The sequence below is a fragment of the Desulfonatronum thiosulfatophilum genome (assembly GCF_900104215.1).
In the GTDB taxonomy this organism is placed as follows: domain Bacteria; phylum Desulfobacterota; class Desulfovibrionia; order Desulfovibrionales; family Desulfonatronaceae; genus Desulfonatronum; species Desulfonatronum thiosulfatophilum.
Genome location: NZ_FMXO01000010.1, coordinates 1 through 20,626, shown reverse-complemented (window position 1 = coordinate 20,626; position 20,626 = coordinate 1). Strand labels below are relative to the sequence as shown.

General features: G+C 52.2%; 19 protein-coding genes and 2 rRNA genes. 5 read left to right on the top strand and 16 right to left on the bottom strand.

Annotated features, from left to right (window positions below; translation table 11 throughout):
* Nucleotides 1-4 precede the first annotated feature (4 nt).
* The 3 genes from BLP93_RS09410 to pspF form a co-directional block, all read right to left on the bottom strand.
* Nucleotides 5-1,240 (bottom strand): inorganic phosphate transporter, encoded by a 1,236-nt coding sequence (locus BLP93_RS09410; protein ID WP_092120509.1) that lies wholly within the window; start codon nucleotides 1,238-1,240, stop codon nucleotides 5-7.
* Nucleotides 1,241-1,454: 214 nt separating this feature from the next.
* Nucleotides 1,455-4,532: a hypothetical protein gene (locus tag BLP93_RS09405; RefSeq protein WP_092120506.1), complete on the bottom strand. Its 3,078-nt coding sequence runs from the start codon at nucleotides 4,530-4,532 to the stop codon at nucleotides 1,455-1,457.
* Between the two features lie 326 nt (nucleotides 4,533-4,858).
* Nucleotides 4,859-5,920, bottom strand: coding sequence for a phage shock protein operon transcriptional activator (gene pspF / locus BLP93_RS09400; protein ID WP_092120503.1), 1,062 nt, complete (start codon nucleotides 5,918-5,920; stop codon nucleotides 4,859-4,861).
* A 307-nt stretch (nucleotides 5,921-6,227) separates the two neighbouring features.
* Here pspF and BLP93_RS09395 point away from each other — a divergent pair, with 307 nt between their 5' ends.
* The 3 genes from BLP93_RS09395 to pspC all read left to right on the top strand — a co-directional run bounded on the left by BLP93_RS09395 (nucleotide 6,228) and on the right by pspC (nucleotide 7,662).
* A complete protein-coding gene (locus BLP93_RS09395; protein ID WP_092120500.1) occupies nucleotides 6,228-6,947 on the top strand; it encodes a PspA/IM30 family protein in 720 nt (239 codons plus the stop codon).
* Between the two features lie 86 nt (nucleotides 6,948-7,033).
* A complete protein-coding gene (locus tag BLP93_RS09390) occupies nucleotides 7,034-7,282 on the top strand; it encodes a hypothetical protein (RefSeq protein WP_092120497.1) in 249 nt (82 codons plus the stop codon).
* Nucleotides 7,279-7,662, top strand: a complete 384-nt coding sequence (gene pspC / locus BLP93_RS09385; RefSeq protein WP_092120494.1) for an envelope stress response membrane protein PspC — start codon at nucleotides 7,279-7,281, stop codon at nucleotides 7,660-7,662. The genes BLP93_RS09390 and pspC overlap by 4 nt, the downstream gene beginning before the upstream one ends.
* A gap of 72 nt (nucleotides 7,663-7,734) precedes the next feature.
* Here the strand turns inward: pspC and gnd are convergent, their stop codons facing one another.
* Both gnd and BLP93_RS09375 read right to left on the bottom strand, forming a co-directional pair.
* Nucleotides 7,735-9,192: a decarboxylating NADP(+)-dependent phosphogluconate dehydrogenase gene (gene gnd / locus BLP93_RS09380; protein ID WP_092120491.1), complete on the bottom strand. Its 1,458-nt coding sequence runs from the start codon at nucleotides 9,190-9,192 to the stop codon at nucleotides 7,735-7,737.
* 21 nt (nucleotides 9,193-9,213) lie between these two features.
* The gene (locus BLP93_RS09375; RefSeq protein WP_208596609.1) at nucleotides 9,214-9,594 is read right to left on the bottom strand and encodes a DUF1622 domain-containing protein; all 381 of its coding nucleotides are present in this window, start codon (nucleotides 9,592-9,594) and stop codon (nucleotides 9,214-9,216) included.
* A 215-nt stretch (nucleotides 9,595-9,809) separates the two neighbouring features.
* On the opposite strand from BLP93_RS09375, the gene BLP93_RS09370 reads away from it, so the two are divergent.
* Nucleotides 9,810-10,286, top strand: a complete 477-nt coding sequence (locus tag BLP93_RS09370) for a rhodanese-like domain-containing protein (protein ID WP_161946272.1) — start codon at nucleotides 9,810-9,812, stop codon at nucleotides 10,284-10,286.
* Nucleotides 10,287-10,304: 18 nt separating this feature from the next.
* Here the strand turns inward: BLP93_RS09370 and BLP93_RS09365 are convergent, their stop codons facing one another.
* The 9 genes from BLP93_RS09365 to BLP93_RS09325 form a co-directional block, all read right to left on the bottom strand.
* Nucleotides 10,305-11,123 (bottom strand): flagellin N-terminal helical domain-containing protein, encoded by an 819-nt coding sequence (locus tag BLP93_RS09365; RefSeq protein WP_092120482.1) that lies wholly within the window; start codon nucleotides 11,121-11,123, stop codon nucleotides 10,305-10,307.
* Nucleotides 11,124-11,350: 227 nt separating this feature from the next.
* Entirely contained in the window at nucleotides 11,351-11,785 is a 435-nt protein-coding gene (locus tag BLP93_RS09360) for a single-stranded DNA-binding protein (protein ID WP_092120479.1), read from the bottom strand.
* A gap of 255 nt (nucleotides 11,786-12,040) precedes the next feature.
* Complete coding sequence (locus BLP93_RS09355) at nucleotides 12,041-12,385, bottom strand: hypothetical protein (RefSeq protein WP_092120476.1); 345 nt, start codon at nucleotides 12,383-12,385, stop codon at nucleotides 12,041-12,043.
* A gap of 37 nt (nucleotides 12,386-12,422) precedes the next feature.
* Nucleotides 12,423-13,073, bottom strand: coding sequence for a biotin/lipoyl attachment domain-containing protein (locus BLP93_RS09350; protein WP_092120473.1), 651 nt, complete (start codon nucleotides 13,071-13,073; stop codon nucleotides 12,423-12,425).
* A gap of 84 nt (nucleotides 13,074-13,157) precedes the next feature.
* Nucleotides 13,158-15,416: a carboxyl transferase domain-containing protein gene (locus BLP93_RS09345; protein WP_092120470.1), complete on the bottom strand. Its 2,259-nt coding sequence runs from the start codon at nucleotides 15,414-15,416 to the stop codon at nucleotides 13,158-13,160.
* 340 nt (nucleotides 15,417-15,756) lie between these two features.
* Nucleotides 15,757-17,181: an ATP-binding protein gene (locus BLP93_RS09340; RefSeq protein WP_092120467.1), complete on the bottom strand. Its 1,425-nt coding sequence runs from the start codon at nucleotides 17,179-17,181 to the stop codon at nucleotides 15,757-15,759.
* Nucleotides 17,156-17,581, bottom strand: a complete 426-nt coding sequence (locus tag BLP93_RS09335) for a PilZ domain-containing protein (protein WP_161946271.1) — start codon at nucleotides 17,579-17,581, stop codon at nucleotides 17,156-17,158. The genes BLP93_RS09340 and BLP93_RS09335 overlap by 26 nt, the downstream gene beginning before the upstream one ends.
* The gene (locus BLP93_RS09330; protein ID WP_092120462.1) at nucleotides 17,571-18,323 is read right to left on the bottom strand and encodes an OmpA/MotB family protein; all 753 of its coding nucleotides are present in this window, start codon (nucleotides 18,321-18,323) and stop codon (nucleotides 17,571-17,573) included. The genes BLP93_RS09335 and BLP93_RS09330 overlap by 11 nt, the downstream gene beginning before the upstream one ends.
* Nucleotides 18,313-19,068, bottom strand: coding sequence for a motility protein A (locus tag BLP93_RS09325; RefSeq protein ID WP_092120459.1), 756 nt, complete (start codon nucleotides 19,066-19,068; stop codon nucleotides 18,313-18,315). The genes BLP93_RS09330 and BLP93_RS09325 overlap by 11 nt, the downstream gene beginning before the upstream one ends.
* Nucleotides 19,069-19,152: 84 nt before the next feature.
* Between BLP93_RS09325 and BLP93_RS09320 the strand changes: the two genes are divergently transcribed.
* A complete protein-coding gene (locus tag BLP93_RS09320; protein ID WP_244148704.1) occupies nucleotides 19,153-20,007 on the top strand; it encodes a purine-nucleoside phosphorylase in 855 nt (284 codons plus the stop codon).
* Nucleotides 20,008-20,306: 299 nt separating this feature from the next.
* Here BLP93_RS09320 and rrf read toward each other — a convergent pair.
* Together rrf and BLP93_RS09310 are read right to left on the bottom strand one after the other, a co-directional pair.
* Nucleotides 20,307-20,421, bottom strand: a 5S ribosomal RNA gene (rrf, locus tag BLP93_RS09315).
* A 106-nt stretch (nucleotides 20,422-20,527) separates the two neighbouring features.
* Nucleotides 20,528-20,626: ribosomal RNA gene (locus tag BLP93_RS09310) — 23S ribosomal RNA — on the bottom strand; the annotation flags it as partial.

The following is a 20,626-nucleotide window of genomic DNA, read 5'->3' as shown; positions in this document are numbered from 1 at the left end:
GAGCCTAAAGCACGAACCAGCGCAATAATTGAAAAATTACCACGGACGTAAAGGCTGCCACGGGCACTGTCAGCAGCCAGTACATCACGATTTTTCCCAGAACACGAAAATCCACCGCAGCGAAACCTCTAGCCAGCCCAACCCCGACCACACCGCCTACTGTGGCGTGGGTGGTGGACACGGGCATGCCCAAGTTCGAGGCCATCAAGACCGTTGTGGCCGCGCCGAAGCCGACGGAAAAGCCCCGGGTGTTGGTCAGCAGGGTGATCCGCTCACCCACCGTGGCCATAACCCGCTTTCCAAGCACCATGACCCCCACGGCGATCCCCATGCCGCCGAACAGCAAGAGCCAAATCGGCACTTCGGCCGTGGCAGCCAAGCCCCCGGTCCGGGCGATGAGCCAGATGGCCGTCACGGGACCGATGGCATTGGCCACGTCGTTGGCCCCCAGGGACAGCGCCATGTAGCAGGCCATGCCGATCTGCATCCGGCGAAACAACTCTTCCATGGTTTCCGGTCCCTGTTCCACGCCATGCAGCAACCGTCCAACCACCAAATATCCGATGCCCCAGACCACCGCGGCCACGACGCAAACGACGCCGAAAATACCGTAGATGCTGATTCCCAGGGCCTTGCCCATGGGCATCTTCAACAAAAAGGACATCATCACCAGGATCACGGTCATGGCCAGCCAGAAAGGCGCCCACAATTTGGCGCTGCGGACAAAGTCCCGAGCGCTCAACACCTTCTTGCGAATGTGTACAAAAACCAGGTAGGCCAGCAAGGCCCCGAAAAATGGCGAAATGATCCAGGACAGCACAATGCCGAACATCGTACCCCAGCGAACCACTTCCGGTCCGCCGGCTACGAACCCAAATCCGAGAATGCTGCCGACAATGGAATGGGTGGTGGAGACTGGAAAGCCGAACACCGTAGCCAGGAGCACCCACAGCCCGGCCGAAAGCAGCGCTCCCAGCATGCCCAGCATGAGCAGATTCTGGTCCTCGATCATCTCCGGGTTGATGATCCCTCGGGAGATGGTCGCGGCCACGTTCGCACCGAGAAAAACAGCCCCCACGAAGGCCAGGACGGAGGCGATCACCACGGCCTGGCGTACGGTGATAGCCCGTGAACCTACGGAGGAGGCCATGGCGTTGGCGGCATCGTTGGCGCCGATGCTGAAGGCCATCAGCAATCCGCCGAACACCGCCAAGATGAGGACAATGGTTACAATATCCATTGATTTTTCATTTGGTTGAGGGGATGTGAAATGAGTTGAAAGACGGCCAGGAGGTGCCCTGAAATCTCAAAATAAGCTGGCGAAAGAACCGAATCGTCTTCAAAATTCAAATGTAGGTGAAGGCGCATTACTGAAAAATTATTCACGTGTCAAAAAACAGGGATGCTACTCATCAAATGCCGGCCAAACCAGAGCATTATTACACTCACTGCGATCACACTCGGCACTGCGTGCGTCTGGGCTTGGGTACCGGTATGCTGAATGACGGCAGGTGCAGGGCCAGTCGCTGGATATCTTCCAGGTATCTGCGCCAGTTGTGCAGATAGAAAGCCAGTGCCCCAGCAAAATTCTTACCCACCAGTCCGTCCAGAAACAGCTGGGAAATATCGCGTTCCCGTTGCAGGACATACTGCGAAAGGAGAAAAACCCGGCGCTCTTCCGTACTCATCTGTCGCATCATCTGTTCCAGAACATGCCTAGCCCGCGGCTGGTACATCCAGAAATACATGAGATCCAGGGCATTGACGATGGCAGCCAAGTTCAGGCTCTCCTCCTCCAGACTGACCGAGCACACAAATCGCTCCGGCGTCTCAAGAACGCTCAACACTTCGGAATCGGGATGCTGCAGCTCAAGACGCGCATAGACATCGAAAATCTGCCGCAATTTCTGCGTGTAATCCCGTGCTCGTTCCCTGAAATTGACGCCGCGATCCGCAAGGCCTTCAATAAACCCGGCAACAATATCCGAGGCCAGCTTGGAAATGATGGCGGCCCAGCTTTGCAGCACCGCCCCCACAGCCGGAACCCCCGCTGATGCCAGCGCAAATCCGAGCAAAAAATTCAAAGCAAGAGCCACGGGGATGGAAAGGATGGTCCGGAAGAGGTTGCCGACAGCCGCGGTCTTAGGTAAGCCGCGAAACAGATTGTGGCTCGCAAGATACAGTCCATTGACCACGGCCATAACGGCGTACAATGTTAGGGGAGCAGTGGCGACGGTGACCCCCATGCCCTGCTCCAGGGCGACCGTCTTGACCAGAAAGTCCAGCAGGGGCACTGAAAACCCTGTGTACATCAAGGAGTCGGAAATTCGATTCCATTTGACGTACTCGCTCCAACGCAAAAACGGCGTGCGCCGCAATCCGCCGCCTCCCAGGACGGATTGTATAATGTTGCGAACACCAGTGATCCCAAACCAGATCAAGGCCCCGAAATAGGCCAGCAACCACCAGTCTTTCGTCAAAGCGAAGGTGGCAAAGGCAGGTACAAACCCGCAAAGGATTTTCAGCCAGTTTTTGATATTGGTGTTCAGATACCTGGGGTGGGGGCGTTTCTTCACCTTTGGCTGGACGGTGCAGTCCAGTTCCAGACGATTGCCGTTGGCATCGGCAAACCCGCCCAGGATACGGATGTTGCTGTGCTCCGAGGGGACGCTCTGGTATTGTTGAACCTGCCATTCATCGTTGGAAGGACAGAGCCACGGTATTATTCGACTCCATATGCATGGCTGACCGGTACCGGACATCCGGTTCATTTTGCGCTCGAAGTGCCTAAAATCGTAGGTTTTGCGCAAAACCACATCAATCCGGATCGGTATTCCGCCCTGTAAGTCACCCAATTTGTTCATCTGCCGCCGGCATCGCCATGGCAGGGTATCCACGACAACCAAACCCATGCCCGGCACTTTTGACGAACCGCCGGTGGAATCCGTCCCGATGCGGGATTCCAGAACTGAACCACGGTAATAATCTCGAAAGGTTTCCAGATCGCTAAGAATCGACCGCAGTCTTATCTTCTGATCTTCACTGCGATCAGGATCGGCCACAACCTTCTGGACGATGTCCATCACAACCCGTTTCAATGAGACGGCATTGCCCGAATTCAAGGCGGACTGCAATTCAAAGATTCGAGTATTGTCCGGACAACGGTTGTATGCGGTGTCCTTAAAATTGAATGCTTCCAGTCGGGTGACCCTACCTTGACTCTGGTAAAGGATCTCGAGAACATCCTCGGCCCACAATCCGCTCAACCCCAAGGTGATGCGGTACCGTGCATGCAATCGTTCCAGCTTGTCGAGAAGTTCTTGCAGGGAAGCCCGCAGCAGAGCGGGCGCATCGTCATCATCGGAGGGAACAGCAAGGTTGGGAAGATCCGGATTCCTGCTCGGCCGCAAAAACTCCTCGATGATGTTTTCGATATCGAACCGATTCATCGTTTCCGCCAACTGCGTGCCTGCCTGGCGTTGCTCCTCTCCTCCATAAGCGCAGCATTCATGAAGATCGTCAAGCCGTTCGCGAAAAAGCGGCAGGATCTTGTCATGAATCAATTTGGCCAGGTGGTGCAAAGAAGGCTGTCCGGTCCCGACGAGATGCAGCAATTCATCCCGGGACAGCAAGGGCATGAGAATGCCGAAGCGGCGGTTGATCTCAAGCCGATGCTTCTGATTGAACGCCTCCATCACGGCAAAAACATAAGCCTGTTTATACTCTGATGCGGCGCGCCCCTCATCCATGAACTGCTGAACGCCAGGCTGGCGGCAAAAGTCCAAATAGTCACTGGATTCATTGAATCCGCGCGGCGACCAGATCAGACGGATATAACGGCCCCGGAAACGTGGAGTGAATTCCAGCCCCACCCGGACATCGACATCCATGATCGCAGCCGCGCGCATCAACTCATCGGCCACTTCCGGCGTCAAGTAGTTGTAATAAATAACCCGTAGCCGGCGGATGCCCTTGATCCAGGCGTCCATGATCAGATGAGTCGCGGTTTTGCGGCCTTTGGTGTTGGCGTCATGAACATGGTCATCAAAGGCAATCTGGTTCCATTCCTCGGGCATTTCCACAAGATGGTATTTCCGCAACTGACGGGCAATGGCCCGGGGACGTCCCGTGGCTGCTTCCCGAAAATCACGGGCCAGCTTCAATTTCTGTTCCTCGTCCTTGGCCCGAACCAATTCCTTCATGATCTGCAGCAAAACCCTGGCTGTATTATTCCGCAAACCTACGCCGGATGAGGAAAATACTTCTTCGCGCAGGGCACTCAAGGTTCGTAGACGTTCGTCGACATTGCTTCGCTCCAGAGAACGGAACAAGCGCACCACGGCGTATGCAATTCTCAATCCCTTGGATGCGGCCATCTCCTTGATGCCATGAGGATGCAAATAAGGGGTCAGAAGGCTTTTCAAGTTGGGAGTGTCTTCACGATCCAGAACATCGTTGACAATGCCCAACAGTTCATAGTCCTTCTTATCGAAATACAATCGATTTTGAAGAACCTGGAAGTTCATGGACATGCTCCCAGCACCGAAAATCTTATCTTTTTGCTCATTGATCTCTTCACAATATCTTGTTCGTGGGGATCATCCCCGCCAACCGAGTGCTGCACCAAAAAAAAGAAAAAAGCCCACCTGTCCGACAATTCAGTTCATCAGCAAAAAATGAATCCCCGCCTTTGCGGTTATGGCTGATTCGGAAACGGCAAAACAAGTCATTCCCGCAAAACACGGGTAGCCAGACATTGAATTCCGGATCCTGAAACCAAGCAGGTCTTCCCTCGAAGCGAAGCCTCGCGCCGGATGAGGCCATAACCGCAACCTGCTGAGTCGTTTCATATTTTCTTCTACATATCGGTATTGTTCAACTCTGCCTGGACCTGCGAATGCTTGCGGTACAGCCCGCGGAACTGGTGGTAGCGCAGGCCGAGGATTTTGGCGGCCTTGCGCTGATTGAAGCGCGCCTGACGCAAAGCGTGTTCCAGGTATCGCCGTTCCAGGTCGGCCAGGGCATCCGGAAGGTTCATGGATTCCAAAAGTCCGGCTCCCCGTTCCGTGGAACCATTTTCCTGTCGCGAGACAGCAGACGGTTCCATGGACGCTTCAACTACTTTCCGCCCTGTCCGGGCGAAGGGATCAACAACCACGTCCCGGATCACCTCTGAGCCCTTGGCCCGAAACACGGCACGCTCGACAACGCTTTTCAATTCACGGACATTTCCCGGCCATGGATAACCTTCCAGAATCTCCAACACCTTTTTGCTGAATCGCGGCGCTGTGGATAATCCTAATTCCACGGCCATGCGTGCGGCAAAATGTTCGGCCAGAAGGAGAACATCCCCCTCCCGCTCTCGCAAAGGAGGTACATGCAGCACTTCAAACGCCAGACGGTCCAGCAGATCATCCTTGAAGCGGCCACTTTCGGCCATGCTCTTCAGGTTTGCATTGGTGGCCGCTACAATTCGGACATCCACCTCCATGGGGCGGGATCCGCCAAGTCGTTCGACAACCTGGTATTCCACGACCCGCAAGATCTTTTCCTGCATGGTCAAGGGCATGGTCCCTATTTCATCCAGGAAAAGCGTACCTTGATGGGCGGACTCGAATCTCCCCGTACGCAGGCGTATGGCTCCGGTGAACGCGCCGGGTTCATGACCGAAAAGCTCGGATTCCAGGAGCGACTCGGACAAAGCGGCACAGTTTACCGTTACCAGCGGCGCTTGCCAACGGGTGGAATGGTAGTGCAGTCGAACAGCAGCCAATTCCTTGCCCGAGCCGCGCTCACCGATAATGACCACCGGCCGGTCGACCTTGGCCACCGCGCCGAGTTGTTCCTGAAACGAAAGGAACGCATCGGATCGTCCCAAAGCCTCGCTGAACAGGGAATGTGTTTTGGTAATTATCGCCATATGCTTGAATAGCTTGCCAAGATGTGGCGCTAAACGTCAAGTCGACATTTTGTCTGGACTGACAACCTCCTCGTATTCCATGCAAATCATCTATGGCACAGAGAATGCTTAACTGTCCCCAACCAGAATGATGTAACTGCAATTATAAGTCCGGGTGGACCATAAAAAAATGGATTTCCGACTTTCGTTCAATGACAAATGGCAGCAGATGTTTACACGCTGAGGTCGTAACGGCGAAAGCCATGGCCAGGAGATGCTGCCGAAACGAAGAAGCAGTTACAAAAAGATATTACAAGGAGGCAAATAAATGGGTATTTTTAATCGATTTCGAGACATTATCAGTTCCAACATCAATTCCATGCTGGAGCGTGCCGAGGATCCAAAAAAACTGCTCCGCTTGATGATCCAGGAAATGGAGGAAACTCTTGTAGAACTCAAGGCCTCTTGTGCCGGAGCTATGGCAGCCACGGTGAAAATCCGCCGCGAATGGGAAATGCTGGAGGCTAAGGCTGCCGGATGGCAGGAGAGGGCCGGATTGGCCGTGGAAAAAGGGCATGAGGATCTGGCGCGGGAAGCGCTGATGGAACGCCGACGCCTCGAATCCAAAAAGGAAATAATCTCCCGGGAACTGATCGAGAACGAGAGAATCATAGATGGATACAAGGCCGATCTCACCGCGCTGGAGGAAAAACTCCTCTCTGCCAAGGAGAAGCAACGACTTCTAGTTCAGCGTCACATTCGAGCCAAGGATCGCAAGCGGGTCGGAAGCGATCTGCGCAAGGCCGATTCCCAGGTCGCCATGATGCGATTCGAGGAATTTGAACAGCGTATCGACCGCATGGAAGCCGAAGCCGAAATGGCTGGGCCGTGGGTCATGGATGACCGGTTTCGAAAAGATCGCAAGGAAGAGTCCTTTACGCTGGAAGAAAAATTCGCCAAGCTGGAAGTTGATGAGGATATTGAACGAGAAATTGAAGCCCTGCGAATGCGAAACCCTGCGAGAAAGCAGGAGGATTCGCCTAATTGAAGCAAGAATTTCCAGTTAGAAACCAGGGCGAAGAATGAGCCGTCCACGCTTTTACCGCATAAACACAAAACATCGAGGAACAACTCATGATGGGTTTTTTATCAACCCTTGTTCTTGTCGGCGGCGCGTTGATCATTGTTTTTTTTCTGGGAATAATCGTATTGATGGCGATCCGATTCTACCGGCCTGGCTCTGAATCGCGTCTTTCCCCCGAAGAGGAGAACGAGGCCAGGATGATCCAGGAAATCTACCAAAACCTCGAGAAGCTGGACTCCCGAGTGGAAAACCTGGAGTCCATCCTGATGCGTCGGGACAAGAAAGGTGAAACACCATGATGGATTTCGCAAACACACCACATGATCGACTCTACCGCTCCAGAAGCGGAATCATCCTTGGCGTATGCAAGGGATTGGCGAAGTACTTAAACATCTCGGTTTTCTGGACGCGATTCATCGCCGTCATGCTGCTCTTCTTCACGGGCTTCTGGCCGGTAGTGGGCATCTACTTGCTGGTTGGATTTCTCCTCAAACCTGAACCGGTGCTGCCATTGAACACCGACGAGGAAAATGATTTCTACCAGGTCTACGCCCGCTCCAGAAACGAAGGATTTTCCCGGATCAAAAGCAAGTTTGACCGTTTGGACAAACGAATCCGACGCCTTGAAGACGTGGTCACATCGAAGGAATTCGATTGGGATCGCAGATTCAAGAGTTAGCTCGACCTGTATCCATAATTCCACTGCAGAGGCGGCAACAGCCGCCTCTGCTTTTTCTGAATCTACTCATCTTCACACATTGTAAGTCGTCGAAGAGGTTGCTCCTCCCATTCCGGTCCAATTGGTATGGAAAAACTCTCCCCGGGGCCGGTCTGTTCGTTCGTACATATGTGCACCAAAGTAGTCTCGTTGCGCCTGAAGCAGATTTGCCGGCAGGCGCGCGCAACGGTACCCGTCGTAGTAACTCAGGGACGAAGCCATGACCGGCATGGGGATCCCCAAGTCCATGGCGGTTTTCAAGACATTGCGCCATGCGGATTGCGCATTGGCCAAAACTTCCTGAAACACCGGAGCCAGAAGGAGATTGGCCAGGGAAGCGTCGGCATCGTACGCTTTTTTGATGTCTCCCAGAAACCGGGCTCGAATTATACATCCCTCCCGCCATATCTGAGCAATCCCGCCGTAATTCAAATTCCAAGCAAACTCCTGGGAAGCCGCTCGCAATAACTGGAACCCTTGAGCGTATGAGCAAATTTTTGCCGCATAGACTGCCTGCTCCAACTGTTTCACGAGCATTTCGGAATCTCCGGTATATTTGGGATCAGGGCCGGTGAGCTTTCGATGCGCATCCGTCCGCTCGTCCTTGGCGGCGGAAAGGCTCCGGGCAAAGACGGCTTCGGCGATCTGCGGGATGGCCACCCCCAGATCCAGGCCGACCTGGGACGTCCATTTCCCGGTCCCTTTTTGCCCCGCCGCGTCCAGGATCACGTCCACCACGGGCTTTCCGCTGTCAGGGTCAACCTGCGACAGAATATCCGCCGTGATCTGGATCAGGTAAGAATCCAGAAATCCTTTATTCCAGCGGGCGAAAATGGGCTGCATTTGCGCCGCGCTCATGCCCAGCCCTTGGGACATGAGATGGTAGGCCTCACATATGATCTGCATGTCGCCGTATTCGATCCCATTATGAACGGTCTTCACAAAATGACCGGAACCCTCAGGACCGATCCAATCACAACACGGCGTCCCGTCCTCTACCTTGGCCGCGATAGCTTGAAAAATCGGCTGCAAGGCGGGCCAAGCCGCACCGTTTCCACCAGGCATGATGGACGGTCCATGCAAGGCCCCCTCTTCGCCTCCTGAAACACCGGCGCCGACATGGAGCAGCCCCTTGGTTGCCAGCTCCCTGCAACGCCGTGTGGTGTCCATGTACGCGCTGTTGCCCCCATCGATAATGATGTCACCCGGATCAAGCAGGGGAACAAGCATCTCGATCAATACGTCCACGGCATCTCCGGCACGGACCATGAGCATGACCTTGCGAGGCTTGGCCAGATTCGCCGCCAATTGATCCAGAGTGCGGCAGCCAACCAGATTTTTGCCGGCACCACGGCCATTTACAAAGGCATCAACCTTGTCCACGGTCCGGTTGTAGCAAGCGACTCGAAATCCTTTGCTCTCCATGTTCAGGATCAAGTTCTCGCCCATCACCGCCAGGCCGATAACCCCGATATCCGCAAGTTCACTCATGCTCGCTCCTTTGCCTTGGCATTAAACGTCATCATCCCGATCCAGTGGCCGTTTCCAGGGCAGGTATCCGTTCAATTCAATTTCCATGGAAAAACTAAGAAATGTTCTGATCAGGATCAGCAACCCCAGCAAGGCAATATGCTGCAAGTTAAAATTATGCGTTGCCGTGAGGATGATATCGCCGGCAACCAGCAACTCCAGCCCCAGCAAAATTGCCTTGCCCATGCCCCGCCGGTAGATTCTATAAAAGCGATCTGCATTCCGGTGCATCCAGGAGCGATATAAAAAAAGACCCGTGGTGGTAATCACACCCACACAAATCACTATCACGCCCAAAGCTTCAATGCTCCGGGCGGCATACCACATCAAATCCACAAACATACCGGTTGGTTCATCGACCATGCACACCTCGCAACGCTTGTCGGCTCATGATTGTCCAACCTTCTTCATGCATCCGCCAAAAACACTTGACCCGAACCAGGAACAGCTTACTTGTGGGCTCACAAGGTCAGCGGTGACCTTTCCATGGCAGCGGCCAAGACGTGGATCGTAATGCGACCTCATGACTGCCAAAACACGCCGTTTTTAAACCGCATCCCGCGTAAAACAGGATGAATATGCCATCTCGCTCCCGAACATGTTTGCTTTGCCTCTTTCTCGTGCTTGTCGCTGGAGCGATCTTCTTCAGCATTTCATTCTACCAGCCGACCCAAAGCCATACCATCCCAAGCCGCCCCGGAACGCTTAGCGCGGGGCAAGCATGGGCTTTGTTGCAAAACGGGGAAATCAAGGTCATCGACATTCGACGTTCTGAAGAATGGCAGCAGACCGGCACGCCACGGAAATCCCTGCGGCTTTCATTCGAGCAGCATCCCGATGGTTCCCAAGGATTTTTGCGTGATTTGGAACTGGCTTTAGATGGAGATAAGACAAAACCATTTGCCATCATCTGCCGCACCGGCAATCGGACCGGAACGCTGCTGCCGTTTCTACACGCTCATGGCTTTTCAGGCGCTATGGACATTCCGGAAGGCATTGCCGGGAGCAGTCATGGTAAAGGTTGGCTGCGCAACGACCTGCCTCTGGATCGCTGAATCGTCCATCTCTCAAAATTATCCCATCTGATCCACAATGGTTCCGGAGTTGCGGAACAACAGATGAAGCAGAATTTCTTCCAGGGAAAGCATCGGCGTTTGCCGCCTGGCCGCCACGGCCTGGTCCAGCAAATCAGCTTGTGATTCCAGGGCTGCCCCCTGATACTCAAGTCCGTCCCGGCGCTTATCGTAGATCTCCTCCACAAGCGCCATTTCGACTATAGAATCAGACAAAAAGTCCAATTGTTCCTGCGGATCATCCTTCAGGTCGGCCCCTTGCAGACTGTCCCAGGCCACGGAATTAAGACTGCGAAAGGTCACGTTAAACCCTTCGTCCAGAAACGCCTGGATGTGCACGTTACCTTGGGCATCAATCTGCGAAATGCCCCATTTCGCACTGTCCAGCAAAGAAATACCATTATATTGTGTATTCTCGACAATGCTTTTGACCTTACTGCGCAGAGCGTTATATTCATCCCGCACAGTATCGCTGTACTCAAGATCGCCGTCGGCAACCTTTTGAGCCAGGGCCTGCATCTCTTCCAACGTAGTTTTAATGGTCCCCACGGCACTTGCCGCAATGCCGACCATTAAAGCTGCTTCCCGCACATTTCGAGCATTCTGACGAATCACGCCACTGTCCGAGCGCAGCTTGCCGGTGATGGCCTCATCAAACGGATTAGTCAGGGGCTGCACCGGCTGGCGTCCCAGCATCATGGCCCGCAGGTTCGCGCCGACGCTGGAACCATGAAAATACGTTTTCATCAACAGGTCCTGCTGCCACATCTGTGTGGCGGTATCGTACATCATCATGCGCTGCAAATCGCTCAAGGCCATGAAATCCTCCGATCAGCATAGTTTCCGCGCTTGGAAGCCAAAGCCACTCCCCCGTTCAGCAGGCTTATGTCAGTTGATTTGCTCAAACTCTCAAGATCCTGTCAAGCATTGTTCAAAATATAGCACCGACGAACATCTCACTCCATCCTTTAAAAACTGCAAAAAGTAAAGGCGAAGTAAATCAATTACTTCGCCTTCTCCTGTTTACAGTTTGGGAGTGTTAGACTCTAGAAAGGCACGTCGTCCATCCCACTGACTTCGGAAGGTTGCGGGGCACGATCCTGGAGGTTGCGATCATCAGGCATGGGAGCTTCTTCAGTGCGCTGGCCCTTGGAATCCATTGCCTGAACACGCTGGGCGACGATTTCGGTGGTATACCGATCCTGGCCCTGTTGATCCTGCCACTTACGGGTTTGCAATTTGCCTTCGACCATCACCAATCGTCCTTTAGACAGGTAATTGCCCACAAACTCTGATTGTTTGCCCCAAACCACGACCCGGTGCCATTCCGCTTTGTCAACTTTCTGACCGTCTTTGTCCGTATAGGACTCATCCGTGGCCAACGTGAAATTGGCTACAGGCTGCCCGCTTTGGGTATAGGCAAGTTTTGGGTCTTGTCCGAGTCTACCGACGAGTATGACCTTATTTAGCGATCCGCTCATTATTCCTCCACGCTTCAGGACAAGACTGCGTTCTCCAGAATGCAGTACCTGTCAATAATTCTCTTATTCCGGAACTATCCGGTTTGCCTTGATTTGAAGGACCCAGATGCTGGATGAACCCGGACGTTGTCACCGAACCATTACCGGACTCACGCAATCATAACAGTCTAAAGCCGAATTTGATGGCTGCTGCCGACGAGGTCGGCTTGTGCGGACCGTGTTCAACACCAGCCGGACGGCACACAGGCTTTAAGGTTATTTCACCAGACCTTCCAGTTCGTCCAAGGCGTCCTCTATTTTATAGGATATTTTATCGGCCTTCTCGGCATCGCGATTTGCCAGGGCCGACTCCAAAAGTCCGTCCAGTTCCTGCAGATTTGGAACGGCGTTGCCGATCATGTTTTTGGTATCATCGGGCCACTCTTCTCCGAACTTCCACAGATCTTCCAAATCGGCCACAAGCTCCCGCACCCCAATGGGCTTTTTTTCGGCGAAACGTTTGTCTCCCCAGGCCAGTTTGCTCAGCCTGGGCCATGTTTTGTAGACATCATCGGCATCGTACGTGCTGGCACTGACACGGATCTGAAGTACCTTTCCCATGGGCATCCTCCCTGACCTGCTGGCGCGGTCATGACCATTAATCTTGTTCCGTCCACTCGCTCTGTACACGACTGACGACATCTTGAATCGCGGTCAGCTGATCTTTTTTGCAGACCCCGATCAATGGGGAACCTGCATCGATATTCTGGTTGGATTCGAAATACACTGCGTAAATGATCCCTTCCGGTCCGGAATAATTCAGCTGGGATTCCCGCTTCATGCGCGAGAGGATAAACAAGTCCATGTCCGGACGGACTTCTACGGACTGACATCCTTTGGATTTCACCTTGATGTCAATATCCGGCCGAAAATAGTATTTGGCACGTTCTGGAGCATTGAAAAGATAAAGGGTTTTCCTCAAGAGCCGATCCAACACTTCATCCTTGCTCAAAAAATGTCGCAGAGTCATCAACCTGGTTCCTGCCTGAACAAATTGCCCGGACAATTCAACATGAACGTGCTCCACGACTCCCTTTTGGGCGGCATGAATAGGTTTTTTGTTTTTTTCGCGCTCCAGCCGGGCGAGCAACGTCCCCGGCTTTTCTTTCCACTCCCCCGACGGCCCGATGACTTTAGCGCCAGGCGTATCCATAACAAATTCCACAATTCCGGTGTGCGACGCTGTAATGACGACTTCCTCGAATGGGGAAGCTTTAATCTCGTCCAGCATTTCGGTAATGTTCAGCAATTAAGCACCCTCAACTTCCTCAAGTGGATATGAACATTTTGAAGATTCATCGTTTCACGGCATCAAGCGAATGCAAATCACTCATCAGCGGTAATAGAGATTTCTGCCGCCCACGGTCTGAAGAGCCTGATACACATTCTTGCGCATCTCTCGCCGATCCCAAACGCCTTGGATATGGCCGCGGGACAAAGCTTGATAGGCGCCATGGTAATGAGGGTCAACCGGCATCCCAGTTGTTTCCTGAATTACTCCCAGGCCGGCGAAACCGACACGGGAGGAACGAATGGCGAACTGGTACGGAGAACAACCCAGAAAGCTGGCCACGGGCCCGGCATAGGAATTTGTATCGTAGACGACTAGGTACAGCCCCCCGTCCTCCAGATAACGTCTCACCGCCATGGTGCAACGCGGCATCTGGATTACCCCCAAGGTTCCTTCCTGAATCCGAATCCCGGCTGTTCCATGGACATAGGCCATAAAAGGGAAATGCTTTTTGCGTGCCCTGTCCACTGCACGGATGAATTTCTCACCCTCGGCCGCTCCAACCGATCCCCCGCGGAACCCGGCTGCCAGCATGGCCGTAACCACATGAACTCCATTGATCGTGGCCTCAAACGTCATGCACGAGCTTTTCATTCCGGTTTTGCTCTTGGCCTCCTCGAGCTTCAGATCCAGCCCCTCATAACTGAGCGGATTCTTGGCCTCAATCTGCGCATTAAATTCCCGGATGGAATCCTTGTCATATACGTTGCTGAGATACCATTCATACTCCATGGGAAAATGATGACCGCAGTGAATGCACACTCCCGCCCATTCGCCGTAGAGATCCGGCGCCCACATATCCAGACAACCATGGATCGGGGTGTTGGGGCATGTAATGGTCGTATCGCGCTTTGCCTTGAGACTAACGTATTCCTTCTTTGACTCAGCCTCTTGCTCTTCCCAGCGAGACAGCTGCGTCAACTGGCACTGTTCATTGCCGTTGGCATCTCCTTCCGTCGTGGCTAAAGACCCCTTGATGCGTTTGATGGGCGCGAAGCATTTGTTGAGAATCACCTGGAATTCCGCACCCACGTCTTCGGCCAAATTAGAGAACTTTTTCTGGTGTTTGCGCCAGAAATCATACTTGAAAAAAGAGTGAACCGACCATCCCAAATCCACTCCAAAATCAACAATCTTTTGGCCCATGGACCTGCGATCCAGCACGGCATGCCGGCTCAAGCGCATAAAACGCTGGTAGCGTTTCCAGAGCAGGCGATCCCGGGCGCCGCTTCCCAGCTTCCAACGAACGAATATATTTTCGGCATTCGCGCCCGGCGACTTCTTCTGGCGCATGATGGCCTTGGTCCGGAAATAGTTCATTCCGCGGACATTGAGAATAATCTCGTCCGTTGCGTTGATTACCTCCTGGCGCAAGGTCCTGAAAAAATCATAGTGTTCAGTCCTGGCGCCGAGTACGGGCTCTTGGACGATTCGGTCCACTAGGCCCAGGGAAAGATTGTCTTCCGCGGTGATTTTCAATTGCTTCGCGCATGTCTCAACCAGTTCCGGAGGGACACGCTGTCCCTGTCGGATGCGCCCTTCAATAGCCGCGGCGCCTTCGGGAGAAATGACCGAGTAGTAGCCATGGGACAGCATCAAGCGAACGTCCGCCAATCCGATGGCTTCAGCTCCCCCGGATCCCCCTTCGGAAAATATGGCGATCACCGGCACGCGAAGCCCGGCCATTTCATATAGATTTCGAGCTATTTGCTGTGCGGCGCCGGGATAATCCTCAATCGGGAAAGCGCCGGGGGTGTTCACATAGGCATGGATGGGAATATTTTCCGTTTCCGCTACCTTCATGTACTGCAACGCCTTGGCATTGCCCCATGGTTTGACCGAGCCACCGTTGCGAAACTCCTGCCCATGGCCTTTTTCCTGGCCAATGACCATCACTGATTGATTGTAAACCTTGTTGCCGACCCTGCGGGTAATATAAGCCCGGGCAATAAGCATACTGGGATCGACGCTGTATTCATCCTGACCGCCGATCTCTGTATAATTGTCGTAAACATGCTCCAGAATATCCTTCAGTGAAATTCGCTGAGGATGGCGAACGATACGGACTTTATCCATGGGAGAAAGCTGGCGTTCCAGCTTCTTCTCCAAAAAATCAAAAAGATCTTCCAGTGATGAAAGCTGACGAATCTGTTCGGCCGACTCCAGCCTGGACAGTTGGTCCTCAAACTCTTGCAGTTTTGCCCGCAACAGCAGAACATTTTCATTTTCCTTGGGGCCAAATATATCCTGAATATACTTCAGGCGTTCACGCAATTCCAAAACACTCTTATCTATATCCATCACTTAGTTCTCAATATGCTCCACATTTACGGAAAGTCAAACTCGTGACGCCGCAACAATGACTGGGACGGCATCAAACGGAAAGGTCCGACAACAAAATTAACCCGCTTCCATGAAGAGCAATGTTATTAAAGGTTGTCGTCTGAACATGTCCTCAACAATCGCACTGCTTGCCGTGTCGACTCTTGAAAAGTACGTTTGGACATGAAGATGCACCAATGACATAAAGTGCTGCTGTACAAGGTGGTTATGCAAGCCTCAGCCGCATCTTCCAATCTACAAGCCGGAAAATGCCGCGACTCTTAGATTGAAAGGATCTTCATGAACGACAGATGCAGACCTAGAACATCAGCAACATATCCGTCTTTGCATGAAGATAGGCAATATTGGATTGCAACGGCTCACCTCTGGTGTTTCGTCCTTCCAGCACCAGATTATCCAGGAAGGACTGGCCTCGCTCTCGAGCCTGATGAAGCGTTTCTCCCCAGACGATCCCCAATGCAAGATTTGGATCAAATTCCGTAGGAATTTCATAGGGTCTATCAGTCGGAACGTGGGAATAAACCCGGACCCAGGGTTCCTCTTTCCATTGGAATCGTTCAATCCGACCGACCCATGGAGCAAACTTGTTGTGCGGCTCCTCTGCAATGATGCGATACTCAATTCCCACGCCCTCAAAGACAACATCCTTCTGTGTGTAGCCCAGTGAATCTCCCAGTCCAAGACGGATCTGTTCGGCAATCAAGTCCACATGCTCTTTGCCGGGCACCCTGGAAATAATGGCACTTACTCCATTCTCCACTTGAATGCGAGTATTAACTTCCAGCAGGAACGGCTGGCCGTTGGGGGTCACTATCCATTCCCAGGTGCCGACATTGTCGTAACGAACCTCCCGGGCCATGGACAAGGAATGGTTGATGATGGAATCCAGAACGTCTGCTGCATCAAAAGCATACGTCACAAACTGGGGAGCAAAACCTGGGGCGACTTCTATACGCTTCTGACGGCCAATGCTTTGCACTGAACAGTTTCTGGTGCCGAAATGGACAACGTTCGTTCCATTTCGCTCAGCAACAATTTGCACTTCAAGGTGGTTGAAATCAAAAATTCGTTGTTCCACCAAAACGCCTTCATCCCTGAACTGACGTTTGGCATAGTTGCGTACACGACGAAATATGCTCCGGAACTTATCCGGATCACTGACTTCCTCGATACCCATGCCGCCGCCGCCGGCCGAAGCCTTGACCAGCACCACCGGCTTGTGAATCCCCTGTTCAATTTGAAATGAAAAAAGCGCCTGAGCTATGGCTTCGGCTTCAATTTCATCATACAAAGGCCTGTCCGAACCCGGAATGGTGGGGATATTCAGGCTGCGAGCCAGGCGTTTGGTATTGATCTTGTCTCCCAAATTACGGATGACGGACCATGACGGCCCGATAAATACCAGCGGCCGCGAGCGCTCACTTGCACGCCGGGCAAAGCGATGATCCTCTGCAAAAAATCCGTAGCCTGGATGGACTGCCGTGGCGCCGGATGCGTCTGCCACGGAAAACATTTCATTTGGATCATAGTACGAGCTGATTGTGTACAATGCCTGTTCGCCGCCGACCTCGACAGCCAGCCTGCAATGTCCGGAGGCGGTGTCCTCTTTGGTTGTAACGCAAACAAAATCAAGGCCTAAATGCTGACACGCCCGAATGATCCGAATAGCAATTTCGCCACGATTAGCTATAAGTATTTTATGAATGGTTCGAGTTTTGTTCATCCTCGCCCTGCTGTTGTTTCTGACGTTTTCGGTGTTCAATCCACCGCTTTTGAATTTCAAGGGACAATTTGTCCATCTTGATTTCCTGAGGCTCCGACAACTCTTCAAAGTTGCAGGCCACCAGCGCCTCGTCACGAATCCCTACGATTTTGGCTTTCAAGCCCGCCACCCAAATTTTCCCTTGAACATTGATGTCCAATAACATCTGTTGACCCAAGGAAAATTTTTTCTCCTCATCGCGAAAACACACGCCAAAGGTACTTAGATCAATCACGGAATAGCATGTCTTTCGGTCCGGGATCCATACCGTCAAACCGGGGAAATGGACGCGGTACCCGCGGCGGCGCTGACTATCCGTCTCGTCAAACTCGATTGTAAAATCTAACAATTCAACTGCCAATGCGCTTCTCCAAAACAAATTCAACCCGCCGATTTTTGGCGCGATTGTCTTGGGATGTGTTTGGAAAGAGCGGATACATATCCGCCAATCCCGTAGAGGTCAGTCTAGCCGGCTCAACCCCGAGTTCGATAAGATAGCGTAGTACATTGACTGCACGCAAGGCGGAAATTTCCCAATTATCCTCGAAACGCCCACCTCTCGACGGAAGTACGTCGTCCGTGAACCCGCGTATATTGATGACTTGATCATGGTAACGCACAAAAAAATCTTTCAATTCTGCGATTAAGGTTTTTCCTGCAGGCGTAAGTGAAACCTGTCCCGAAGCGAACAAGACATCCCCAGGCACCCGCAACGTGATTGTCCCTTCGTCAAAAACAGCCCCGACAACGCCTTCCATTCCCTTGGTATTCTGAAAATATCGAAAATCTGAAAAAATTTTATGCTGGTTCTCCACAACCTGCCGGTGCAACTTGGCTTGATCGATGAAAACTCCAAGATCTTCCGTAGGAATCCTGTCGGCCCCAAGGCTACCCCCCATGACATCGCCGAGAGCCATGCGCACGGAAAAAAAAGACTCCTTAAAACGGACATCATCCAACGTGGACATGCTGAACAACAAGACAAAAAAAACCAGAAGCAACAAACACAGGTCCGCAAAGATGACCACCCAGTCATTATTTTCTTCACCGTTATCCTCAAAGTCCAGAGGGTTGTTTGGCGAACCAGCGGAGCTATCGTTCACTACGGCGATCCTTCGGAGGCACGAACGAAGACAACTTTTCGTACACGAGGCGTGGGTTGTTGTTCTCCAAAATGCACTTTGCCCCCTCAAAGATGATCTGCAGGTGTAAGATTTCCTCCTGGCTGCGGCTTTTCAACTTGCCGGCCATGGGAAGAAAGAAAAGGCTGGCCATCATGGCCCCGTAAAACGTGGTAAGCAGTGCAACGGCCATGGCCGGACCTATTGTACTTGGATCATGCAAAGAAGCGAGCATCTGCACCAGACCGATGAGAGTCCCAATCATTCCGAACGATGGAGCATAGGCTCCCATTCGCTTGAAAACATCCTGAACCATGTGGTGCCTGCGTCTCAGGGATGCGATTTCAATGGTCAACATCTCACGGATCATCATCGGGTCTGCATTGTCGGCTATCAATTGACATGCTTTTTTCAAGATCATGTTTTCGGTCTTGACATTTTCCAAAGCCAGTAAACCTTCTCTCCGACTTATGTCCGCAATTTTTACCATGGTGCTGACGACATCTTTTTCACGAACTTTGCGAGAAACGAAAATCTTATATGCAGCCGTATGCGCCTGAATAATCTCATTGAGTGGATAATTGACGGATATTGCCGCTAACGTTCCGCCAACCACAATCATAAAACCGGGAATATTTATGAACGTATCAATTGATCCGCCGAGAATGATCGCTGCCATGATAAGCGATGTGCCGGCAACTATTCCGAAAAGAGTCGTCTTATCCATTGCTTTTTACGCCCATTGACTTCAAAATAACACTCTGTTTTTCAGGGATATATTTATACGGAATGAAAAGGGGAAATAATGATAATGAATCAGATCGACATGTCGCGAAAACAACCTCTTGCTCAGGTATCGGCCGCAGTGGAATCTCTTCACTCCCGGTTCGAGTCATATCTGCATTCACCCGTCGGTGTTATTCTTGGGACAGGTTTGGGTCAATGGGTGGAGAGCCTTGAGGGACAGTTGTGCATTGACTACAGTGATATTGTCGGTTTTCCGCGTTCTACCGTGCGAAGTCACGCAGGCAATCTTTGCGCCGGATGGATAGACAAAGTCCCGGTTCTGGCCCTGCAAGGTCGATTTCATCTCTATGAAGGATATTCCCCGGATCAGGTATGTTTTGGTGTTCGCACGTTGGCACGGTTCGGCGTTAAAAAAATGATCATCACCAATGCTGCCGGTGCTCTTAATCCTCTGTTTCATCCCGGGGAAATGATGGTCATCAGTGATCAAATCAACATGACAGGCCACAATCCACTTATCGGGCTTTCCTACGGTGAACCTCAATTTCCGGATATGAGCCAATTGTACTCACAAAAACTCATGAAACTTGTCCACTCTAAGGCACTTGAACTGAATTACCGGCTTCAGGAAGGGGTTTATATCGGCATTCTTGGTCCAAGTCTAGAAACACCGGCGGAAACACGAGCTTACCGAGCGCTTGGAGCTGACGCTATCGGCATGTCCACAGTCATGGAGACAATAGCCGCATGCCAGATGGGGATGGAAATCCTCGGTCTGTCCTGCCTTACGAACAAGAACCTGCCGGACTGTATGGTGCCGACTTCATTAGAGGAAATTATCGATGTTGGGCAAGATATTGAACCAAGGCTCACAGCCTTGCTGAATGTGGTGATCCCGGAAATGCATGCAATGAAGTAGGCACTGCCGAACACTATGAAAACACCTCAATAACCAGGGGTGGAGCTAACTGACTTTATTGGCAACGTGACTCTTGCATCGGCTTTGCATTGAGTACCTTTGATACCGGAGTGAGAGAGGGGATACTTGCTTCAGGCCGTCGCATTGGAGAAGTTCCGCCCTGTGGCTGCGGTGTTCGAAGGGGCCTTTTCGGAGATGCTGTAAGAGTGCATTGGCATGTAGAGGATGTGCTGAGTAGGTATAGCTAAAACAAAAAGCCCGCTTCTAAAGAAGCGGGCTTTTTGTTTTTGGAGAGAAAGTTCTGGCGACGTCCTACTTTCCCACGGTTAGAACCGCAGTATCATCGGCGCTGGAGGGCTTAACTACCGAGTTCGGAATGGGATCGGGTGTGTCCCCTCCGCCCAGGTCACCAGAACTAATTTTTATAGGTGTTTTGTGATTGTCTTGCGAGGTAACCAGAGGTATCTGGGTTGCAAGTTGTATGATCACGCATCACCGATCATAGGGAATGAAGAATAGAGAGGTTAAGACTCACGGTCTATTAGTACTGGTCAGCTGAGCGTATTGCGACGCTTACACCTCCAGCCTATCAACCTGGTGGTCTACCAGGGACCTTTAG